The organism is Pseudomonas sp. C6002 (assembly GCF_013385805.1).
Taxonomy (GTDB): Bacteria; Pseudomonadota; Gammaproteobacteria; order Pseudomonadales; family Pseudomonadaceae; genus Aquipseudomonas.
Map to the genome: position 1 here is coordinate 516,751 of NZ_JACAPH010000030.1, position 20,634 is coordinate 537,384.

Sequence of the window (20,634 nt, forward strand, 5' to 3'; positions counted from 1 at the left end):
TATTGACCGTATCAGTGGTTTAGGGAACTTGTCCTACGGTTCCCGGTCAATTTTCGCAGTGCTGAACTGCACGAGTTATGTGAGTCGGAGGTTTTTTCGTATGACCACTTCTTTGCAACCTGCTTATGCTCTGGTCCCGGGTGCGAACCTGGAGGCCTATGTGCACACGGTCAACAGCATTCCATTGCTGACGCCCGAGCAGGAGCGTGAACTGGCCGAGAGTCTCTACTATGAGCAGGATTTGGGGGCGGCTCGGCAGATGGTGCTCGCCCACCTGCGTTTTGTCGTACATATCGCCCGTAGCTATAGCGGCTACGGCCTGGCCCAGGCTGACCTGATTCAGGAAGGCAACGTTGGCCTGATGAAAGCTGTGAAGCGCTTCAACCCGGAAATGGGTGTGCGCCTGGTGTCGTTTGCTGTGCACTGGATCAAGGCGGAAATTCACGAATTCATCCTGCGCAACTGGCGCATCGTGAAAGTCGCGACCACCAAGGCCCAGCGCAAACTGTTCTTCAACCTGCGCAGCCAGAAGAAACGCCTGGCGTGGCTGAACAACGAAGAAGTGCATCGCGTGGCTGAAAGCCTTGGCGTAGAACCACGTGAAGTGCGCGAGATGGAAAGTCGCCTGACCGGCCATGACATGGCCTTCGACCCGGCCGCCGAAGCGGACGACGACAGCGCCTTCCAATCGCCGGCCAACTACCTGGAAGACCACCGGTACGACCCGGCGCGTCAGCTGGAAGATGCCGACTGGAGCGACAACTCCAATCACAACCTGCACGAAGCGCTGGAAGTGCTGGACGACCGCAGCCGTGACATTCTCTACCAGCGCTGGTTGGCAGAAGAAAAAGCCACGCTGCACGACCTGGCGCAGAAGTACAACGTGTCGGCCGAGCGGATTCGTCAGCTCGAGAAGAGTGCGATGAACAAGCTGAAACTGTCGATCGCCGCCTGACACAGGTAGCTAGGACAACGCGATCGAAATGTGGGAGCGGGCTTGCTCGCGAAGGCGGTGGATCAGTCACCTAAGGTATTGACTGGCACACCGCTTTCGCGAGCAAGCCCGCTCCCACTTTTGTTTTGTGGGTGTCAGTCAGCCCAAGGCGCCTTGCGCGAGTTGTTCAGCTCATTCAAATAGCTGTCGCCACCCAACTGACTCATCTGCTGCCGAATCCACGCCGCCCGTCGCGCGACATACGACGTTGGATGGCTGGCACTCCACACCCGCGGGTTAGGCAACACCGCCGCCAGGTAGCTGGCCTGCTGGCGGGTCAGCGCCTTGGCGCTCACGCCAAAGTGATGCCGCGCCGCCGCTTCGGCGCCGAACACGCCTTCATCCCACTCCACGCTGTTGAGGTACACCTCAAGAATTCGCTGCTTGGGCCAGAGAATCTCGATCAGCCCGGTAAACCAGGCTTCCAGGCCCTTGCGGAAATAGCTGCGGCCGGTCCATAAAAACAGGTTCTTCGACACCTGCTGGCTCAAGGTGCTGGCGCCGCGAATCGAACCGCCGCGCTCGTTATGCAGCAACGCCGCCTGGATCGCGTCGAAATCAAAACCCCAATGTTGCGGGAAGCGCTGGTCTTCGCCGGCCATCACCGCCACTTTCAGTTCGTCGGAGATCTGATCCCACGGCACCCACGTGCGCTGTACGTCAATCGGCTCGCCGTCGACCCAGGACTCGACCTTGCGCTCAACCATCAGCGCAGTGCCCGGTGGTGGCACGAAACGGAACAGCAGCACCAGCAGCACGCTGCCGATGGCAAACCACTTGAGGGCTTTGAGAAAACGCTTGAAGAGGAGACGCAGCATAGAGATGGCTTGGCCGAACCCGTTGAGCGGGCCATTATACAGACCCTGCCCCCTGAGTCTGACTGGAGTTCCTCATGTTGCGTGGCTTTCTGATGCTGGCTGCCTTTTTCGGTTTCACCGGCGTCGCCCTGGGTGCGTTTGCCGCCCACGGCCTGAAAAACCGCCTGAGCGCCGAGTACCTGGCGATTTTCCACACCGGCGTGACCTACCAGTTGGTGCACACCCTGGCGCTGTTCGGCGTGGCACTGTTGGCGGCGCACATCCCGGGCAGGCTGGTGACGTGGGCGGGTGTGTCTTTTGCCGTGGGCATCCTGCTGTTCTCCGGCAGCCTGTATGTGCTGACCATGACCGGCGTCAGCAAGCTCGGCATCATCACCCCGTTTGGTGGCCTGGCGTTCCTGCTGGGCTGGTTCTTCCTCGGTTTGGCGGCGTGGCGTCTACAGGCTGCCTGACCAAGGGGCTTGGGCCAGCAACGTCAATCACGCTAGAATGCTGGCCCCTAAAAACGATGGCGGCCCGTGGCATGCGCATTCAGTTGAACGGCGAACCCTTTGAACTGCCCGACGGTGAAACCGTTGCGGCCCTGCTGACCCGTCTGGACTTGACCGGACGCCGCGTCGCAGTGGAGCTCAATCTGGATATCGTCCCGCGTAGCCAGCACGTCGAGACCGCGCTCACCGAGGGTGACCAGGTCGAAGTGGTCCACGCCATCGGCGGCGGCTAGCCGTCCGGCGCTCCAGGGCGCCAACCCGCATTCTGCAGAACCTCACCCCAACTCGAGGATTTCCCATGAGCATCGTTCGTAGCGACAAGCCTTTCGTCCTGGCCGGTCGTACCTTCCAGTCGCGTCTGCTGGTCGGCACCGGCAAGTACCGCGACATGGAAGAAACCCGCCTGGCCATCGAAGCCTCGGGTGCCGAGATCGTTACTTTCGCCGTGCGCCGCACCAACCTCGGCCAGATCGAGGGCGAGCCGAACCTGCTCGAAGTGCTGTCGCCGGATCGCTACACCTTCCTGCCGAACACCGCCGGTTGCTACGACGCCATCGAAGCCGTGCGCACCTGCCGCCTGGCCCGTGAGCTGCTCGACGGCCACAACCTGGTGAAGCTGGAAGTGCTGGCCGACCAGAAAACCCTGTTCCCCAACGTGATCGAAACCCTCAAGGCCGCCGAGACCCTGGTCAAGGAAGGTTTCGACGTGATGGTCTACACCAGCGACGACCCGATCATCGCCCGCCAACTGGCCGAAATCGGCTGCATCGCGGTGATGCCGCTGGCCGGTCTGATCGGTTCCGGCCTGGGTATCTGCAATCCGTACAACCTGCAGATCATCCTTGAAGAAGCCAAGATCCCGGTGCTGGTGGATGCGGGCGTGGGCACTGCCTCCGACGCCACCATCGCCATGGAACTGGGTTGCGATGCGGTGCTGATGAACTCGGCCATCGCCCATGCCCAGCAGCCGGTCCTGATGGCTGAAGCCATGAACCACGCAATTGTCGCCGGCCGCCTGGCGTACCTCGCCGGGCGCATGCCGAAAAAACTTTACGCCAGCGCCTCCTCGCCGCTGGATGGTCTGATCAAGTAAGAGCCATTGATGACTGAATCAAACGAAACGCCGAACACCCTGGAAGAAGGCGACGAGTCCAAGCACCGCCGCATCAAGAGTTTTGTGATGCGCGCCGGTCGCATGACCGAGGGCCAGCAAAAGGGCCTGGAGCAGGGCACGCCGCTGTTCGTCCTGCCGCTGGCAGACGCGCCGGTGGATTACGACCAGGTGTTTGGCCGCTCGGCACCACGCTCCCTGGAGATTGGCTTCGGCATGGGCCATTCCCTGCTGGAAATGGCCGCGGCTTCGCCGGAGCAGGATTTTATCGGGGTTGAAGTACACCGTCCGGGTGTTGGCGCGCTGCTGAACGGCGTGCTGACTCAGGGCCTGACCAACCTGCGGGTCTACGACTGCGACGCGATCGAAGTGCTCAACCGCTGCATCGCCGACAACAGCCTCGACCGCCTGATGCTGTTCTTCCCGGACCCCTGGCACAAGAGCCGCCACCACAAGCGCCGCATCGTCCAGGCTTCTTTCGCGGAACTGGTGCGCAGCAAGCTGAAAGTGGGCGGCATCCTGCACATGGCCACCGACTGGGAACCGTATGCCGAGTACATGCTGGAAGTAATGAACGTCGCCCCTGGCTACCGCAACCTGGCGGAAGATGGCAAATGCGTCCCGCGCCCGGCCGAGCGGCCGATCACCAAGTTCGAACGTCGCGGCGAGCGACTCGGGCATGGGGTTTGGGATTTGAAGTTCGAGAAAGTGGACTGATAAGTCCCAGGCTTGAAATGCAGTAAAAAATGTGGGAGCGGGCTTGCTCGCGAATGCGGTAGATCAGTCGACATTTACGCTGACTGACACACCGCATTCGCGAGCAAGCCCGCTCCCACATTTGTTTTGTGCCGCGCTTAAGGTCAGCGGCGATCCGCCACCACCCCAATCAACACCAGCACCACCAACAACACCGGCGCCAGGCTGTAGTTGTTGAACTGGCTCAATCCGCGAACAATCCACGGCGTGGCATAGATCAGCGCAGCACCGCTGCCGATCATGCACACCAGCGCCATCAGCGGCACGCGCAGCGCACCCGCGATGCTGCCCAGCCGTGCTTCGACCCAGCCCTTGATGTCGGCGCCAAACAGCACCAGCAGGCAGCCTACCAACGCCAGGGAGATTTCCGACAGGTTGCTACGGCTCCAGCGGGATACGGTGGCGAGCAGGTCGAGTACCAGATCCATTTGATTTCCTTAAGAGCAATCAGCTCAAAAACTTCTGCAGCAGGTCATTGAGAAAGAGTTGCCCGCGGTCGGTGGCCGCCAGGCGTGACGGTTCGACCTGCATCAGGCCACTTTGTTCTGCCTCGCGGCGAGCTTCATCGAGGCTGGCCAGGTCGAGGCCGGTACGCTCGGCGTAAAGCCTGGCTTCGACACCGTCGGTGAGGCGCAGGGCGTTCATCAGGAACTCGAACGGTAGCTCTTCGTTGGTCAGTTCTTTCGCGCCGGCCTGGTAGTTTTTCGCCGGGTTGAGGTAGTCCTTCGGCGCCCGGGTTTTCCAGGTGCGCACGATGCGCCCATCCGGATGGCTGAGCTTGCCGTGGGCGCCGGCACCGATGCCGATAAAATCGCCAAAGCTCCAGTAATTCAGGTTATGCCGCGCCGGCCGGCCCGGTTGGGCGTAGGCCGAGACTTCGTACTGGGCGTAACCGTGTTCGGCGAGCAGCGCCTGGCCGGCTTCCTGGATGTCCCACAGGGTGTCGTCTTCCGGCAGCACGGGCGGCTGGTTCCAGAACACGGTGTTGGGTTCCAGGGTCAGTTGATACCAGGACAGATGCGTGGGCTTTAGGGCAATGGCCTGGCGCAGGTCGCCCAGGGCGTCCTCCAGGGACTGATCGGGCAAACCGTGCATCAAGTCCAGGTTGAAGTTGTCGAACCCGGCCTGGCGCGCCATGCCGGCGGCACGCACGGCTTCGTCACCGTTGTGGATGCGGCCCAGGGCTTCGAGTTTTTCCTGCTGGAAACTCTGGATGCCAATCGACAGCCGATTGATCCCCAGCTTGCGGTACGCCACGAACTTCTCTTGCTCGAAGGTACCGGGGTTGGCTTCCAGGGTGATCTCGATATCGCCGGCAAACGGGATGCGCGCTTCCACGCCCTTGAGCAACCGGCCCAGGGCAGCGGCGCTGAACAGGCTTGGGGTGCCGCCGCCGAAAAAGATCGAACTCAGCTCACGGCCGTACACTGCATGCAGGTCCTGATCGAGGTCGGCCAGCAACGCGTCGACGTACTCTTCCTCCGGCAGCACCTTGCTGGCGGTGTGGGAGTTGAAGTCGCAATAGGGGCATTTGCGCACGCACCACGGGATGTGGATATACAGCGCCAGGGGCGGCAGGTGAGGCAGGGCCGCCCGAGGTGTTTGCGCGCCACCGAGAATCAGTGGCTGCGCGGAGGTGTTCTGAGTCATTTCAGGCCCAGACGCTGGCGCAGCAAATCCATTGCGCGGGCGCGGTGGCTGATCTGGTTCTTGTCGGCCGGGCTCAGTTCGGCACTGGAGACGTTGCGCTCCGGCACCCAGAACAGCGGGTCGTAGCCAAAGCCGTGCTCGCCGCTGGCCGCGTGCAGGATGCGCCCGTGCCACAGGCCTTCACAGAGGATCGGCAATGGATCATCGGCGTGACGCACCAGGGCCAGCACGCAGACGAACTGCGCGCCGCGCATCGCGTCGGGCACGTCCTTGAGGGCGTCCAGCAGCTTGGCGTTGTTGGCCGCGTCGCCTTTACCGTCGGCGTAACGTGCCGAGTAGATGCCAGGCGCGCCGCCCAGGAAGTCCACGGCCAGGCCCGAATCGTCAGCCAGTGCCGGCAGGCCGGAAATACGCGCGGCGTTGCGGGCCTTGAGGATGGCGTTCTCGACAAACGACAGGCCGGTCTCTTCCGGCTCTACCTGGCTGAACTCGCCAATCGAGCGCAGTTGCACCGAGTCGCCGAGCATGGCCTGGAGTTCTTTGAGCTTGCCGGCGTTATGGCTGGCCAGTACGAGTTGAGTAAGGTTCATCATTGCGCCGGAAACAGTTCCTGGTTGAAACTGAAACCGTGGGCTTTGCCACCGGTTTCAACGTTGATGGTGAAAATCTTGGTTTCCTGCTGCGGCACCGGGTACTGGGCGACGTAAAGCGTAGAACCTTTCTGGGTGATTTTCTTGAACGTCAGCATCTCGCTCTTGCCGCCCAGATCCTTGATTGTGCCGGTAACGGTGGCGTCTATCGATTCGACGCCCTTGTTTACGAACACATTGATCATGCCCAGCTCTTTGCTGCGTACGATCCCGGCTTCCTGAGCCATTTCCGGCGTCAGGAAGCTGGTGGTCAGGGTGTTGTAGTGCACCGTGATATCGCCGAATTCTTTCTGACGATTACCATCGATAACATCCGCCGCCATAGCGCTGACGCTCAGGCACGCGGTGAGTAGAAAAACAGCCAGGCGACTCATGTTCGTCCTCCTTGAAAATGGTTAGACGGCAATCTGGTGGTCCGTCAGGCCCGGGCTGCTGACCCGGTAGATCCCGATCTCACCCAGCAGGTTGGGCCATAGCTTACTCGCCCAGCCGTGACGGTGCTGTTGATCGACGGCAAGGCGGTTGATGACTTTGGCTTCGCGCTCGCCGCACAGCGCTTCGAAGTCTTCAAAGGTGCAGAAGTGGATGTTGGGCGTGTTGTACCAGGTGTACGGCAGGAAGTCCGACACCGGCATGCGGCCCTTGGTGGCCAGGTACCAGCGGCAGCGCCAGTGGCCGAAATTGGGGAAGGTGATGATGCACTGGCGGCCGACGCGCAACATTTCGTCGAGGATCCGGTCCGGGTAGTGCACGGCTTGCAAGGCCTGGGTCATGACCACGATGTCGAAGCTGTTGCTGGCAAAGTTGCCGAGGCCCTTGTCCAGGTCCTGCTCGATCACGTTGATGCCCTTGGCCACGCACTGGGCGATGTTGTCCGGATCGTTTTCCAGGCCATAGCCGGTGACTTGCTTGTTGTCGCGCAGCCAGCTCAGCAGTTCGCCATCGCCGCAACCCAGGTCGAGCACGCGGCTGCCGGCGGGGATCCAGTCTTGGATGATTTCCAGGTCGGCTCTCATGGCGTTCTCACAGTGCTATTCGGTTCATGTAATTGCTAAAGGCCTGCAAGTAACGCGGGATCGGGATCAGAAAGGCGTCGTGGCCTTGCGGTGCGTCGATCTCCAGGTAGCAGACGTCTTTCTTCGCGGCCATCAGCGCATCCACCAATTCCCGCGAGCGGGCCGGGGAAAAGCGCCAGTCGGTGGTGAACGACATCACGCAGAACTTGGCGGTGGCCGCCTCGAAGGTGCGCGCCAGGTCATCGTCGAAATTCGCCGCCGGGTCGAAGTAGTCCAGGGCCTTGGTCATCAGCAGGTAGGTGTTGGCGTCGAAACGTCCGGAAAACTCCTCCCCCTGATAACGCAGGTAGCTCTCGACCTGGAATTCGACGCTGTGGAAGTCGTAATTGAGCTTTTCGCTTTTGAGGCCACGGCCGAATTTCTCGCCCATGGAGTCATCCGACAGGTAAGTGATGTGCCCGACCATGCGCGCGAGCATCAGCCCGCGCTTGGGGATCACGCCCGCTTCCTGGAACGAACCGCCGTGGAACTCCGGGTCGGTGAGGATCGCCTGGCGCGCCACTTCGTTGAAGGCGATGTTCTGCGCCGACAGCTTGGGGGCCGAGGCGATGGCCAGGCAATGGCGCACGCGGTCCGGGTAGGTGATGGTCCATTGCAGAGCCTGCATGCCGCCCAGGCTGCCGCCGATCACGGCGGCCCATTGGGCGATGCCCAGAACGTCGGCCAAGCGCGCCTGGCTGTGCACCCAGTCTTCCACGGTCAGTACCGGGAAATCGGCGCCAAACGGCTTGCCGGTTTCCGGGTTGAGGCTGCTGGGGCCGGTGGAGCCGTTGCAGCCGCCGAGGTTGTTCAGGCTGACCACGAAGAACTTGTTGGTGTCGATGGGCTTGCCGGGACCGATGCAGCTGTCCCACCAGCCGGGCTTGCGCTCGTCCATGCTGTGGAAACCCGCAGCGTGGTGGTGGCCGGACAGGGCGTGGCAGATCAGCACGGCGTTGCTGGCCGTGGCGTTCAGTTGGCCATAGGTTTCATAGATCAGGTCGTAGGCGGGCAGCGAACGGCCGCAGGCCAGGGCCAGCGGTTCGCTGAAGTGCGCCACTTGGGGCACGACCAGTCCAACAGAATCGGGGGGGAAGGCAGTTGGCATCGACCCTGCTCTCGTTTAAATGAGGCGTAAGTCTAAAGACCGCTGCACCCAGCGGCAAGCAAAGGCCTGCGGCTGGTGTTTTTAAGGCTTTTTGTGGCGAGGGAGCTTGCTCCCGCTGGAGCGCGAAGCGGTCCCGGTCCGGTTGCCGCGATTTCGCAGATGCAACGCGGTCGGCCGTTTTGGGGCTGCTGCGCAGCCCAGCGGGAGCAAGCTCCCTCGCCACATTGTTGTCAGATCAGACCGAACAGTTCTTTGGGCATGAATGCGTAGAACGCCAAACGTGGAATCACCCAGCTTTGCAGCAGCTGAATCGCGATAAACGCGAAGATCGGCGAGATGTCCAGGCCACCCAGGTTAGGTACCAGGCGACGGAACGGTGCCAGCACCGGCTCAGTGATCTGTGCCACCAGTTCGGCACCCGGGCTGCGGCTGCCCGGAGCGACCCAGGACAGGATCACGCTGATGATCATCGACCAGAAAATGATCTTCAGGAACAGCGAGAAGATCCCGATCAAGGCCCACGGCAGCAACAGCAGCGTGGTGGCCTGATAGCCATTGAGCAGCAGGATGACCGCGAACAGCAGGATCTGCAGCAGCAGCGCCAATACCAGCGACGACATGTCCAGGCCGAACAGGCTCGGGATCACCCGGCGCAGAGGCTTGAGCAGCGGCTGCGTGGCTTTTACCACGAACTGGCACAGCGGGTTGTAGAAGTTCGCCCGCACCAGTTGCAGGATAAAACGCATCAGCACGATCAGCAGGTACAGGCTGCCCAGGGTCTGGATGATGAAAATGGCAGCGTCATTGATTCCGAGCATGTTTGATTCCTATGTGGGGGACGACTATTTGCCCAGCTGCTCGGCCATTTCGGCCGAACGATGTGCTGCGGCACCCAGTGCTTTTTCCACCAGGGCTTCAAAGCCCCCGGCCTGGAATGATTCGATTGCCGCCTGGGTCGTGCCGCCCGGCGAGGTCACGCGACGGCGCAACTCGGCCGCGTCGACATCGCTGGTCACGGCCATCTGCGCGGCGCCCAGTGCGGTCTGCTCGGCCAGTTGCTCGGCGACTTCCTGCGGCAGGCCGAGTTTCACGCCAGCGGCGGTCATGGCCTCGATCAGCAGGAAGAAATACGCCGGGCCACTGCCGGAGACGGCGGTGACGGCGTCCAGTTGCTGCTCTTGTTCCAGCCACACGGCGAGACCTACGGCGGACAGCAGCTCTTGTGCCTGGTCGCGCTGTTGGGCAGTGACTTCGGATGTGGCGTACAAGCCGCTCACGCCCTTGCGCAGCAGCGCCGGGGTGTTGGGCATGCAGCGCACAATCGGCTGAGCGCCGAGCCAGTTGTTCATGCTGGCACAGGTGATGCCGGCGGCGATGGACACCACCAGTTGATGGGGCTTGAGGCTAGGCCGCAGGCTTTCGCACACGGCTTTCATGGCCTGCGGCTTGACCGCCAGTACCACCACGTCAACGCCTTCGATCGCTTGTGCGTTGTCGGCGAAGGTTTCGATGCCGTGCTCGGCGCTGACACGGGAGCGCGTGTCGGCGCCCGGGTCGCTGGCGCGAATCTGTTGTGCTTCCAGGCCCTTGGCCCGCAGGCCGCCGATCAGGCTGGCCGCCATGTTGCCGGCGCCGATAAAGGCAATACGCGTGTTGCTCATGACAGGTCCTTACTCAGATGGAAGTCAGCCATTTCAAGGCTGGCCATAGTCGCGGGCACCAAACAGGGCGGTACCGATCCGCACCCAGGTGGCCCCTTGGGCGATGGCCGACTCAAGGTCATGGCTCATGCCCATGGAAAGTGTGTCGAGCCCCAGGTCGAGGCTCGCTTGCAGGTCGCGCACGGTGGCGAAGGCTGCGTCTTGCTCTGCACGGTCGTCGGTCGGCTCGGGGATCGCCATCAGGCCGCGCAGCTTCAGGCGCGGCAGGGCGCTGATGGCTTCGGCCAGGGCGGGCAGGTCGGCGGGTGTACAGCCGGACTTGCTGGCTTCGCCACTGACATTGACCTGGATGCACATATTCAGCGGCGGCAGGTCAGCCGGGCGTTGCTCGGACAAGCGTTGTGCGATTTTCAGGCGGTCCACGGAATGCACCCAGGCGAAGTTCTCGGCGATCGCACGAGTCTTGTTCGATTGAATGGGGCCGATGAAGTGCCAACTCAAGGGCAGGTCGGTTAATTCGGCCTGTTTGCCCAGGGCTTCCTGCAGATAGTTCTCGCCAAAGTCACGCATCCCGGCGGCATAGGCTTCGCGCACGGCCTGTGCGGGTTTGGTCTTGCTCACGGCCAGCAGGTGCACGCTGCCTGCGTCGCGCTGCGCGGCCTCGGCGGCTGCCCGGATCCGCTCGGAAACCAGGCCGATGTTGTCTGCTATGGTCGACATTCAAGTTGCGCCCGTGGATATGGAGTCCGCGGCATTCTACTGGAAATGGAAAGCCCTATGGATATCACTGAACTGCTGGCCGCCGGCGTACGCCTGCGGGCCTCCGACCTGCATCTGTCGGCGGGGTTGGCGCCGATGCTGCGAGTGGATGGCGAGGTCTGGCCACTCGATTGGCCTGTACTTGCGCCGGTGCAAGTGGCGGCGTTGCTCAGCCCTTTGCTGAACAATCACCAGCAAAAGGATTTCGAAACATCTCTTGAAACGGATTTTGCCTTCGAGTTGCCCGAGGTGGCGCGGTTTCGGGTGAACGTGTTCCAGCAGCACCGGGGCATGGGCGCGGTGTTTCGTACCATCCCCTCAACGGTGCAGAGCCTGGAACACCTGGGGTTGGGCGAGGTGTTCCGGCGCATCGCAGACCTGCCACGGGGGCTGGTACTGGTCACCGGGCCGACCGGTTCCGGCAAGTCCACGACCCTGGCGGCGATGATCGATTACCTCAACACCCATCGTCGCCAGCACATCCTCACCCTTGAAGACCCTATCGAATTTATCCATCAGCCGAAAAGCGCCCTGATCAACCAGCGGCAGGTGCATCGCGACACCCACAGCTTCTCGGCCGCCCTGCGTTCGGCATTGCGGGAGGACCCGGATGTGATCCTGGTTGGCGAATTGCGGGACCTGGAAACCATTCGGCTCGCGCTGACGGCGGCGGAAACCGGGCATCTGGTGTTCGGCACGCTGCACACCACGTCGGCGGCTAAAACCGTGGACCGGGTGGTGGATGTGTTTCCGGCGGGGGAAAAGGCCATGGTCCGCTCGATGCTCTCGGAGTCATTGCAGGCGGTGGTGTCCCAGGTGCTGGTGAAGAAGGTCAGCGGCGGGCGGGTGGCGGCTCACGAAATCATGCTCGGCACACCGGCGATTCGTAATTTGATCCGCGAGGACAAGGTGGCGCAGATGTATTCGGCGATTCAGACCGGCGGGGCGTTGGGGATGACGACGCTGGACATGAGTTTGAAGGCGTTGGTCAGCCAGGGGGTGATCAGCCGGGAACATGCCCGGGAGAAGGCGAGGGTGCCTGGGGATATTTAAGGTCGCGTGGGCGATGAAAAACTAATGTGGGAGCGGGCTTGCTCGCGAATGCGGTGTATCAGTCAAGCATGTATCGACTGACACTCCGCATTCGCGAGCAAGCCCGCTCCCACACAAGCCTGCTCTCACATCAGCCTGATATCAGCGCTGCACAATCCGCAGGTTGTTCTGTTCTTTAGGCAGGACACGCTTGGCAATCACGTAGTTCTTGTCCCAGAACGGCTTCTTCAGCGTATCGATGCTCACGGACTTGCCACGACGCGGTGCGTGGATGAAACGGTCGTTGCCCAGGTAGATGGCAACGTGGTTCACCTGGCGGCTCTTCAGTTTGAAGAACAGCAGGTCACCCGGTTTCAAGTCCTTGCGCTCAACCTTCAGCCCGTGGCCGGCGGCCATGGCGTTGGAAGTGCGCGGCAAATCCACGGCTTTTACGTCGTTAAACGCATATTTCACCAAGCCGCTGCAGTCGAACCCTTTACTTGGGCTGCTGCCGCCCCAACGATAAGGAGTACCGAGCACGTTGACGGCACGGCTGAGGACGTTGCTGCTTTGCTTGGTGTTGACGGCCATCAGCCCTGGCGCCGCATTACCGTGGGCCTTGCTCAGTTGAGTCGGGCGCTTCACGGTCAGCTTTACCGATTTGGCGGAGCTGGTGGTGGCGTGAACTTTAGGGGTGAAACCGTTAACGTTGGGAAGTCGTTGCTCACGATTGGTGGCGTGGGCGGCCAGTGGCATTAATAGGCAAATGGTTAGCCATGTCTTGAAAAATGGTCGCATTAGGCGTGGCTCTTTTTGGTTTGCGCGCAACTTTATAACAGCTTTTTGTGTCGTGCTAAGGCCGTTTGTCGACTGAACCCTGGGGTCAAATTCAGGAAAACCGTGACGAATTGCCGCGATTGTCCTACACAAGTCAGGCGGTATAAGGCTTTGAGGGAAGCGAAGATACCATTTGCCGCATGTCGGGCGCCCGTAAAAAAGTCACAAAGAAACCAGAAATATTTATCTATCGAGGCTAAAGAGGTACTCCATGAACACCTATCGACAGGATGTTTCGCAACAAGACACCCACAGCAAGGTGATCGGCTACCTGCTTTGGATTTTCGGTTTTACCGGTGCTCACCGCTTTTATTACGGCAAGCCGGTGACCGGGACGATCTGGTTTTTCACCTTCGGTTTGTTCGGGATTGGCTGGTTGATCGACTTGTTCCTGATTCCGGCAATGGACCGCGAAGCAGACCTGCGATTTACCGCCGGGCCGATCGAGTACAACGTGGCCTGGATTCTGTTGGCGTTCCTGGGTGTGTTCGGTTTGCACCGCATGTATCAGGGCAAATGGATCAGCGGGATCATTTACCTGCTGACCGGGGGCTTGTTCCTGATCGGGGTGCTGTATGACTTCTGGACGCTGAATACGCAGATTTCGATCCGCAATGCCGAGCGCAACGGCGGCCGATAAGATGTGTGAAGATCCAAATGTGGGAGCGGGCTTGCTCGCGAATGCGATGTGTCAGTCGACATCTCTATTGACTGACCCACCGCTTTCGCGAGCAAGCCCGCTCCCACATTTACTGTGCCCACTCTGGATTGGATTTAAGCCTGGTAGCTGATCCGCCCATCCACCAGCGTGTACCGCACAGTCGCCGGCAGGCTATGGCCGATGAATGGGCAGTTTTCACCCTTGGACAGCCAGTGTTCCCCGGCAATCGTGGAGCTGGCCGGATCAAACAGCACCAGGTCCGCCGCCGAGCCCACCGCCAGCTTGCCCGCCGGCAGGCGCAGCGCCTCGGCAGGGCCCGCACTGAGACGCGCCAGCAGGGTCGGCAGGTCCAGCAAACCATCTTCCACCAACGTCATTGCCAGCGGCAGCAACAGCTCGACGCTGCTGATGCCTGGCTCCGTCGCGCCGAACGGCGCCAGCTTGGCATCCCGCTCGTGGGGCTGGTGATGGCTGGAGATCGCCGAAACCACCCCGGACTTCACCGCCGCCCGCAAACCGTCACGGTCAGCGCGGGTACGCAGGGGCGGCTGCACGTGATACAGGCTGGAGAAGTCGATCAGCGCCTCATCCGTCAGAATCAGCTGATACAGCGCCACATCCGCCGTCACCGGCAATCCGCGGGCTTGGGCCTGAGCGATCAGGGCCACGCCGCGAGCGCTGGTCAGCTGGCTGAAGTGCGCGCGTACGCCGCTTTGTTCCACCAGCAGCAGGTCGCGGGCCAGGGCCACGGTCTCGGCGGTTTCCGGGATGCCCGGCAGGCCGAGGAAGCTCGCGGTGGCGCCTTCGTGGGCCAGGCCGCCTTCGGCCAGGTCACGGTCCTGGGAGTGGAAAATCACGGTCAGGTCGAAAGTCGCCGCATATTCCAGCGCACGGCACAGGGTGCGGGTGCTGCGAAAGCTCTCCAGGCCGTTGCCGAAGGCCACGCAGCCTGCGTCGCGCAGGGCGATCAGTTCGGCCAGTTGTTCGCCGTCCAGGCCTTTGCTCAGGGCGCCGATGGGGAACACTTTGCAGTTGCCGGCTTCGCGGGCGCGGTCGAGGATCAGTTCGGTCACCGCCGAGGTGTCCAGCACCGGTTTGGTGTGGGGCGGGCAGCACAGGCTGGTCACGCCACCGGCAGCGGCGGCGCGGGTTTCGCTGGTGATGTTGCCCTTGCGGCTGTAGCCCGGCTCACGCAGGGCGACGTTCAGGTCAACCAGGCCAGGCGCGGCGATCAGGCCTTTGGCGTCGATAGTTTCGCTGGCGCTGAAGCCTGCGGGTGCGGCGCCGATGGCAATGATCTTGCCGGCTTCCAGGTGTAGATCGGTGACTTGATCCAGGCCGCTGGCCGGATCGATGACTCGGGCGCCGAGAATGCTGAGCTTCACTGGGCGTTCTCCTGCTCGAATTGACGTTGCGCGGTTTGCCCGCTCATGGCCATGGACAACACCGCCATGCGGATGGCGATGCCGTACGTGACCTGGTTGAGAATCACCGACTGCGCGCCATCGGCCACCGCCGACTCAATCTCCACGCCACGGTTGATTGGCCCCGGGTGCATCACGATGGCGTCCGGCTTGGCGCCGGCCAGGCGTGCGGTGGTCAGGCCGAACAGGCGATAGAACTCGCCTTCGCTCGGCAGCAGGCCGCCCGCCATACGCTCGCGCTGCAGGCGCAGCATGATCACCACGTCCACATCCTTGAGGCCCTCGGCCATGTCGGTGTAGACCTTCACGCCGTACTGCTCGATGCCGATCGGCAGCAGGGTCTTGGGGGCGATCACGCGGATGTCCGGGCAACCCAGGGTTTTCAGGGCCAGCATGTTCGAGCGTGCAACCCGCGAGTGCAGGATGTCGCCGACAATGGCCACCGAGAGGTTTTCAAAGCTGCCCTTGTGCCGCCGGATGGTCAGCATGTCGAGCATGCCCTGGGTCGGGTGGGCGTGACGGCCGTCGCCGCCGTTGATGATCGCCACATTCGGGCACACGTGCTCGGCGATGAAGTGCGCAGCACCGGAATCGCCGTGGCGCACCACGAACATGTCGGCGGCCATGGCTTCCAGGTTGCGCAGGGTGTCGAGCAGGGTTTCGCCCTTGCTCGCCGACGAGGTGGACACGTTCAGCGTGATCACGTCAGCCGACAGGCGTTGGGCCGCCAGTTCAAAGGTGGTGCGGGTGCGGGTCGAGTTCTCGAAGAACACGTTGCAGATGGTCTTGCCACGCAGCAACGGGACTTTTTTCACCGCCCGGCCGCCGACTTCGAGAAACGAGTCGGCCGTGTCGAGGATTTCGGTGAGCAGTTCGCGGGGCAAGCCGTCGAGGGACAGGAAGTGTTGCAGCTGGCCCTGAGCATTGAGCTGCAGCGGGCGCTTGGCATCTAGAGGCGTCATCGCGGGGACTCTTTACAAGGCGGTTTAAAGGGCAAGGTCTTGCAGTTCGAGTTCGAGCGGCGTGGGACCGGACAATTTTACCCGCTGGTGGGCTTCCAGGGACAGGGTGGCGCCGACCACGTCCGGGCTGATCGGCAATTCGCCGGCGTCCAGGTCCAGCAGGCAGACCAGGGTCACGCTGGCCGGGCGGCCGTAGTCGAACAGTTCGTTCATCGCGGCGCGGATGGTGCGACCGCTCATCAGCACGTCATCGATCAGCACCAGGTGCTGGCCTTCGATCTCGAAGGGCAGGGCCGAGGGGCGCACTTGCGGGTGCAGGCCGTTCTGGCTGAAGTCGTCACGGTAGAAAGACACGTCCAGGGTGCCCAGGGGCGAGTCGCTGCCCAGTTCTTCCAGCAGCGCCTGGGCCACCCACACGCCACCGGTGCGGATGCCGATAAAGCGCGGCTCGCTGATGGCACGGTGTTCCAGGTGCGCCTTGAGGCGGATCGCCATCTGGCTGATCAGGTCGGCGGGATTGGGCAGGCTCATGGGTGCTCCTTCTAGGCCTCGCGCAGGCAAGGTCCGGGCTCAAACGTAAGAAGACGCGGCAAGCCGCGTCAGTCAGGATTCAAATAAAGCGGTGTTTTCATCCAGCCAGCCCTGCAACAGCAGGGCCGCGGCGATGGCATCCACCGGGTTGTCGCGGTAACTGCCTTTCTGCCCGCCACGGTCACGGCGCTCGCCCTTGGCTTCGAACGTGGTCAGGCGTTCGTCGTGGGTATAGAAGGGCAGGTTGTAGCGGCCGTTCAGGCGGCGGGCGAACTTTTCGGCCCGCAGGCACATCTCGCTCGGGGTGCCGTCCATGTTCAGCGGCAGGCCGACCACCACGGCGTCGGGCTTCCACTCCTTGATCAGGGCTTCGACCTGGTTCCAGTCCGGCACGCCGTTCTGGGCCTTCAGGGTGCACAGCTCGCGGGCCTGGCCGGTAATCACCTGGCCGACGGCGACGCCGATCTGTTTGGTGCCGTAGTCGAAACCGAGGATCAGACGCAAGGCCATCAGGCGTGCCCCGCCTGGCTGGTCAGCAGGCTGAGGTTGATCCGCAGCTTGGCGGCGGCCGCTTCCAGGCGCAGTTCGCTGGGGGTGTTGAACAGGATGTCGGCATCGAACGGGCAGGTCAGCCAGGCATTGCTCGCCAGCTCCGCCTCCAGTTGCCCGGCTTCCCAGCCGGCGTAGCCGAGGGTGATCACACTTTGATCAGGCCCCACGCCGTCGGCAATCGCGAACAGGACGTCCTGGGACGTGGACAGGGACAACCCTTCAAGGTCCACGGTCGCCTGGAATTTCGGCCCGGTGGGGTGCAGCACAAAACCCCGGTCCGTCTGCACCGGCCCGCCGATGTAGATCGGTACGTGCTGGCAGCTGGCGGGTGGGTCGATGTCCGGGCGCAGTTGCTCGAGGATATCGGCCAGGTTGAGGTCTTGCGGGCGGTTGACCACCAACCCCATCGCACCATTGGCGGTGTGCTCGACGATGTAGGTCAAGGTCTGCGCAAAGTTCGGGTCGGCCATATGGGGCATGGCGATCAGGAATTGGTGCTTGAGGTAGGTCGGGCTGACATTTTTCATGTCCGCTAGTGTGGCGTTGGAGGGGCGAACTGACAAGCTGAGGATGCGCAGGAAATCACCGCCAGCATCAATTGCTCGACAGCCGATCACCCTTGGCAAAGCGCCAGGTGCGAATGATTTCCAGGCGGTCGATGTCGTTCAGGTCCCCGGTAAACGGCGCAAAAGGCGCCGCCAGGCGCACGATGCGTTGCGCTGCCTGGTCCAGCAGCGGTTGGCCGGAGGACTCCAGCACCTGCACCTCGTACAAGGTGCCGTCGCGGTTGATCGACACCAGCAGTCGCAAATTGCCGTAGATCTGCTGGCGACGGGCTTCGTCCGGGTAGTTCAGGTTGCCGATGCGCTCGACCTTCTTGCGCCACTCATCCTTATACCAGGCGCCTTTGTCGCGCATGGTGGAGGCGGCGTTGAGGCGGTAGATCCGCGGGCGCTTGGCGTACAGCTGTTGTTCGTGGGCCAGTTCGGCTTCCAGGCTGGAGATCTCACTGGAGAGTTGCGAGCTGTCAAAAGTCGGGGCCGGCGTGGGTTCGGTCTTGGCCTTTTCGCGCTGGGTCGGGGCTTTTTGCGGCTTGGGCGCCACGGTGGTGACCGCCGCCTTGGGGGCGGCCTGTTTCACCTCCGGCTTGGGCGCCGGCGGTGGCGTGACCTTATTGACCTTGTTGTCCTGGAATGGCGCGACTTCAGTGGTCTTGGGCACGGCCTTCTTGTCGAGGGTGCCGCTGCCTTGCTGGTTGTCCTGGGCGAGAAAGTCGGCTTTTTCGGGCTTTTTTTCGCTTTTGAACGTGGCGAGGGTGATTTCCAGGGTCTTGGTGATCTGCTTGGGTTCGGCAAAGGTGAAGCCCAGGCCGAGGATCAGCGCCAGGTGAATCAACGCCGCCAGAAACAGGGTAAATCCGAGCCGATCAGCCGGGCGCACGCCGCTGTGGGAGAGTTCGGGGGGCAGATCGGACGGGAGCGTCATGACAAGAAAACCAACATCGCGCGTTTCACAGGTGGCGCATGATAACGCAATGTTGGTTTGTGTCCGGCTGTTCTATGTCACTTGGCTTGTAGCTTGGCGGCAATCGCAGCCATCAGCATTTCGCCGATGTTCGTGCCAAATGCGTTGTCGATCTCGCGAATACAGGTCGGGCTGGTGACGTTGATTTCGGTGAGGTTCTCGCCGATTACGTCCAGGCCTACGAACAGCAAGCCTTTTTCGCGCAGGGTCGGGCCGACTTGGGCTGCAATCCAGCGATCCTTGTCCGTCAGCGGGCGGGCTTCACCCCGGCCACCGGCGGCCAGGTTGCCGCGGGTCTCGCCGGCGGCCGGAATGCGCGCCAGGCAGTAAGGCACCGGCTCGCCGTCGATCATCAGGATGCGCTTGTCGCCGTCCTTGATCGCCGGAATGTAGGCCTGGCCCATGATCTGCTGGGTGCCCAGCGCAGTCAGGGTCTCCAGGATCACCGACAGGTTCGGGTCGCCGGCGCGGTGGCGGAAGATCGAGGTACCGCCCATGCCGTCCAGCGGCTTGAGGATCACATCGCCGTGCTTGGCGGCGAATTCACGCAGCACATCGGCGCGGCGGCTGACCACGGTCGGCGGCGTGCACTGCGGGAACAGCGTGGCGAACAGCTTTTCATTGCAGTCGCGCAGGCTCTGGGGCTTGTTGACGATCAGCACGCCCGCGCGCTCGGCCTGCTCCAGCAGGTAGGTGGAGTAGACGAACTCCATGTCGAACGGCGGATCCTTGCGCATCAGGATCACGTCGAGGTCGCTCAGGGGGCTGTCGATTTCGTCTTGCAGCTCGAACCACTTCTCGGGGTTGGCAAACACCTGCAGGGGACGCATCCGCGCCCGCGCTTCACCGTCGCCCTGGTAAAGGTCCGGCTGCTCCATATAGAACAGGCTCCAGCCGCGGGCCTGGGCGGCCAGCAGCATGGCCAGCGAGCTGTCCTTTTTATAGGAAATGCTGGCGATAGGGTCCATGACAATGCCGACGCGAACGCTCATGGGGGATTTCCTCTAGCAAATAAGGGCGCATAAAAGTGGCGTCAGAGTGGCGCTGCGGCTGTTGTGGGTCAAGGAAAAACCACCACGCGGGTCGGCCGATAGATTGCGTTCTGAGACTGTGCTAAAAAGGCTGCCATGGCACATCAGCCCTTGAATTCCGAGGCTTTTGGCGCTCGTCCTGTGCAACATCAGGCAGTACACACCGAAAACCTATTCGCTGTGGCGATGGTAGAGCAGATATGGAACAGCATTCCAACGCCTTGAAAGTGATGGTGATCGACGATTCGAAAACGATTCGCCGCACGGCCGAAACACTGTTGAAGAACGTAGGGTGCGACGTCATCACGGCCATCGACGGTTTCGATGCCCTGGCCAAGATTGTTGACCATCATCCACACATTATCTTTGTCGACATCATGATGCCGCGCCTGGATGGCTATCAGACCTGCGCGCTGGTGAAGAACAACCCGGCGTTCAAGTCGATCCCGGTAATCATGCTGTCCTCCAAGGATGGTCTGTTCGACAAGGCCAAGGGGCGCATCGTCGGCTCTGATCAGTTTTTGACCAAGCCTTTCAGCAAGGAAGAACTGCTGAGCGCGATCAAGGCCTATGTACCGGGCTTCGCCGCAGTAGAACAAGCACACTGACGGGGGCCCCACGAGGGCTTGCGTCTACTAGATAAGTGGGGAAAACCATGGCACGTGTTCTGATCGTCGACGATTCGCCGACTGAAATGTACAAACTGACCGAAATGCTCGAAAAGCACGGTCACACCGTCCTCAAGGCCCAGAACGGCGGCGATGGCGTTGCGCTGGCCCGTCAGGAAAAGCCGGATGCGGTGCTGATGGATATCGTGATGCCGGGCCTCAATGGCTTCCAGGCCACCCGTCAGTTGACCAAAGATGCCGAGACCAGCCACATCCCGGTGATCATCATCACCACCAAGGATCAGGAAACCGACAAGATCTGGGGCGAGCGCCAGGGCGCCAAGGATTACCTGACCAAGCCGGTAGACGAAGAAACCCTGATCGCCACCCTGAACAAGGTGCTGGCCGGCTGACGGCAC

At 61.8% G+C, this 20,634-nt stretch carries 27 protein-coding genes; 9 read left to right on the plus strand and 18 right to left on the minus strand.

What is annotated here, in order from left to right; all coding sequences use genetic code 11:
* Positions 1-100 precede the first annotated feature (100 nt).
* Positions 101-955 (plus strand): RNA polymerase sigma factor RpoH, encoded by an 855-nt coding sequence (rpoH, locus tag HX817_RS22095; protein WP_003176698.1) that lies wholly within the window; start codon positions 101-103, stop codon positions 953-955.
* A 134-nt stretch (positions 956-1,089) separates the two neighbouring features.
* On the opposite strand, the gene mtgA is transcribed toward rpoH, so the two are convergent.
* Entirely contained in the window at positions 1,090-1,812 is a 723-nt protein-coding gene (gene mtgA / locus HX817_RS22100) for a monofunctional biosynthetic peptidoglycan transglycosylase (protein ID WP_102370102.1), read from the minus strand.
* A gap of 74 nt (positions 1,813-1,886) precedes the next feature.
* On the opposite strand from mtgA, the gene HX817_RS22105 reads away from it, so the two are divergent.
* From HX817_RS22105 to trmB, 4 genes are all read left to right on the plus strand, one after another.
* Positions 1,887-2,264: a DUF423 domain-containing protein gene (locus HX817_RS22105; protein WP_177022333.1), complete on the plus strand. Its 378-nt coding sequence runs from the start codon at positions 1,887-1,889 to the stop codon at positions 2,262-2,264.
* Between the two features lie 71 nt (positions 2,265-2,335).
* Entirely contained in the window at positions 2,336-2,536 is a 201-nt protein-coding gene (thiS, locus tag HX817_RS22110) for a sulfur carrier protein ThiS (RefSeq protein WP_177022332.1), read from the plus strand.
* A 65-nt stretch (positions 2,537-2,601) separates the two neighbouring features.
* Entirely contained in the window at positions 2,602-3,396 is a 795-nt protein-coding gene (locus HX817_RS22115) for a thiazole synthase (RefSeq protein ID WP_102370101.1), read from the plus strand.
* Positions 3,397-3,405: 9 nt separating this feature from the next.
* The gene (trmB, locus tag HX817_RS22120) at positions 3,406-4,131 is read left to right on the plus strand and encodes a tRNA (guanosine(46)-N7)-methyltransferase TrmB (protein ID WP_003213778.1); all 726 of its coding nucleotides are present in this window, start codon (positions 3,406-3,408) and stop codon (positions 4,129-4,131) included.
* Positions 4,132-4,274: 143 nt separating this feature from the next.
* Here trmB and HX817_RS22125 read toward each other — a convergent pair whose 3' ends face one another.
* The 9 genes from HX817_RS22125 to HX817_RS22165 form a co-directional block, all read right to left on the minus strand.
* The gene (locus HX817_RS22125; RefSeq protein WP_003213776.1) at positions 4,275-4,598 is read right to left on the minus strand and encodes a DUF3392 domain-containing protein; all 324 of its coding nucleotides are present in this window, start codon (positions 4,596-4,598) and stop codon (positions 4,275-4,277) included.
* Positions 4,599-4,617: 19 nt separating this feature from the next.
* On the minus strand, positions 4,618-5,820 hold the full coding sequence (gene hemW / locus HX817_RS22130) for a radical SAM family heme chaperone HemW (protein ID WP_134327468.1): 1,203 nt from the start codon (positions 5,818-5,820) through the stop codon (positions 4,618-4,620).
* On the minus strand, positions 5,817-6,413 hold the full coding sequence (gene rdgB / locus HX817_RS22135; RefSeq protein WP_008434161.1) for an RdgB/HAM1 family non-canonical purine NTP pyrophosphatase: 597 nt from the start codon (positions 6,411-6,413) through the stop codon (positions 5,817-5,819). Before rdgB ends, hemW begins: the two co-directional genes overlap by 4 nt.
* On the minus strand, positions 6,410-6,844 hold the full coding sequence (locus tag HX817_RS22140; protein ID WP_003213770.1) for a DUF4426 domain-containing protein: 435 nt from the start codon (positions 6,842-6,844) through the stop codon (positions 6,410-6,412). The genes rdgB and HX817_RS22140 overlap by 4 nt, the downstream gene beginning before the upstream one ends.
* 21 nt (positions 6,845-6,865) lie before the next feature.
* A complete protein-coding gene (gene metW, locus HX817_RS22145; RefSeq protein ID WP_003213768.1) occupies positions 6,866-7,486 on the minus strand; it encodes a methionine biosynthesis protein MetW in 621 nt (206 codons plus the stop codon).
* A 7-nt stretch (positions 7,487-7,493) separates the two neighbouring features.
* Positions 7,494-8,633 (minus strand): homoserine O-acetyltransferase, encoded by a 1,140-nt coding sequence (locus tag HX817_RS22150; RefSeq protein WP_008434158.1) that lies wholly within the window; start codon positions 8,631-8,633, stop codon positions 7,494-7,496.
* A gap of 230 nt (positions 8,634-8,863) precedes the next feature.
* Complete coding sequence (locus HX817_RS22155; protein ID WP_003213764.1) at positions 8,864-9,451, minus strand: YggT family protein; 588 nt, start codon at positions 9,449-9,451, stop codon at positions 8,864-8,866.
* A 24-nt stretch (positions 9,452-9,475) separates the two neighbouring features.
* A complete protein-coding gene (gene proC / locus HX817_RS22160) occupies positions 9,476-10,294 on the minus strand; it encodes a pyrroline-5-carboxylate reductase (RefSeq protein WP_177041189.1) in 819 nt (272 codons plus the stop codon).
* Positions 10,295-10,327: 33 nt separating this feature from the next.
* A complete protein-coding gene (locus tag HX817_RS22165; RefSeq protein ID WP_177041191.1) occupies positions 10,328-11,014 on the minus strand; it encodes a YggS family pyridoxal phosphate-dependent enzyme in 687 nt (228 codons plus the stop codon).
* Positions 11,015-11,071: 57 nt separating this feature from the next.
* Here HX817_RS22165 and HX817_RS22170 point away from each other — a divergent pair, with 57 nt between their 5' ends.
* Positions 11,072-12,106 carry a type IV pilus twitching motility protein PilT gene (locus tag HX817_RS22170; RefSeq protein ID WP_177041193.1) on the plus strand — a complete coding sequence of 345 codons (1,035 nt, stop codon included), beginning with the start codon at positions 11,072-11,074 and terminating at the stop codon, positions 12,104-12,106.
* A 141-nt stretch (positions 12,107-12,247) separates the two neighbouring features.
* On the opposite strand, the gene HX817_RS22175 is transcribed toward HX817_RS22170, so the two are convergent.
* On the minus strand, positions 12,248-12,883 hold the full coding sequence (locus tag HX817_RS22175) for a C40 family peptidase (protein ID WP_023659314.1): 636 nt from the start codon (positions 12,881-12,883) through the stop codon (positions 12,248-12,250).
* Positions 12,884-13,133: 250 nt separating this feature from the next.
* Here HX817_RS22175 and HX817_RS22180 point away from each other — a divergent pair, with 250 nt between their 5' ends.
* Positions 13,134-13,562, plus strand: a complete 429-nt coding sequence (locus HX817_RS22180; protein WP_003213752.1) for a TM2 domain-containing protein — start codon at positions 13,134-13,136, stop codon at positions 13,560-13,562.
* A gap of 134 nt (positions 13,563-13,696) precedes the next feature.
* On the opposite strand, the gene HX817_RS22185 is transcribed toward HX817_RS22180, so the two are convergent.
* The 7 genes from HX817_RS22185 to gshB form a co-directional block, all read right to left on the minus strand.
* Positions 13,697-14,968, minus strand: coding sequence for a dihydroorotase (locus tag HX817_RS22185; RefSeq protein ID WP_003213750.1), 1,272 nt, complete (start codon positions 14,966-14,968; stop codon positions 13,697-13,699).
* Positions 14,965-15,969: an aspartate carbamoyltransferase catalytic subunit gene (locus HX817_RS22190; protein WP_003213748.1), complete on the minus strand. Its 1,005-nt coding sequence runs from the start codon at positions 15,967-15,969 to the stop codon at positions 14,965-14,967. The genes HX817_RS22185 and HX817_RS22190 overlap by 4 nt, the downstream gene beginning before the upstream one ends.
* Before the next feature lie 24 nt (positions 15,970-15,993).
* Entirely contained in the window at positions 15,994-16,500 is a 507-nt protein-coding gene (gene pyrR / locus HX817_RS22195) for a bifunctional pyr operon transcriptional regulator/uracil phosphoribosyltransferase PyrR (protein WP_003213746.1), read from the minus strand.
* A 72-nt stretch (positions 16,501-16,572) separates the two neighbouring features.
* Positions 16,573-17,010 (minus strand): Holliday junction resolvase RuvX, encoded by a 438-nt coding sequence (gene ruvX / locus HX817_RS22200; protein ID WP_003213744.1) that lies wholly within the window; start codon positions 17,008-17,010, stop codon positions 16,573-16,575.
* Positions 17,010-17,579, minus strand: a complete 570-nt coding sequence (locus HX817_RS22205; RefSeq protein ID WP_003213742.1) for a YqgE/AlgH family protein — start codon at positions 17,577-17,579, stop codon at positions 17,010-17,012. Before HX817_RS22205 ends, ruvX begins: the two co-directional genes overlap by 1 nt.
* A 67-nt stretch (positions 17,580-17,646) precedes the next feature.
* A complete protein-coding gene (locus HX817_RS22210) occupies positions 17,647-18,537 on the minus strand; it encodes an energy transducer TonB (RefSeq protein ID WP_177041195.1) in 891 nt (296 codons plus the stop codon).
* A gap of 77 nt (positions 18,538-18,614) precedes the next feature.
* Positions 18,615-19,568, minus strand: a complete 954-nt coding sequence (gshB, locus tag HX817_RS22215) for a glutathione synthase (protein ID WP_003213738.1) — start codon at positions 19,566-19,568, stop codon at positions 18,615-18,617.
* A 239-nt stretch (positions 19,569-19,807) separates the two neighbouring features.
* Here gshB and pilG point away from each other — a divergent pair, with 239 nt between their 5' ends.
* Both pilG and pilH read left to right on the plus strand, forming a co-directional pair.
* Positions 19,808-20,215, plus strand: a complete 408-nt coding sequence (gene pilG / locus HX817_RS22220) for a twitching motility response regulator PilG (protein WP_003213736.1) — start codon at positions 19,808-19,810, stop codon at positions 20,213-20,215.
* 47 nt (positions 20,216-20,262) lie between these two features.
* The gene (pilH, locus tag HX817_RS22225) at positions 20,263-20,628 is read left to right on the plus strand and encodes a twitching motility response regulator PilH (RefSeq protein WP_003213734.1); all 366 of its coding nucleotides are present in this window, start codon (positions 20,263-20,265) and stop codon (positions 20,626-20,628) included.
* Positions 20,629-20,634: the final 6 nt, after the last annotated feature.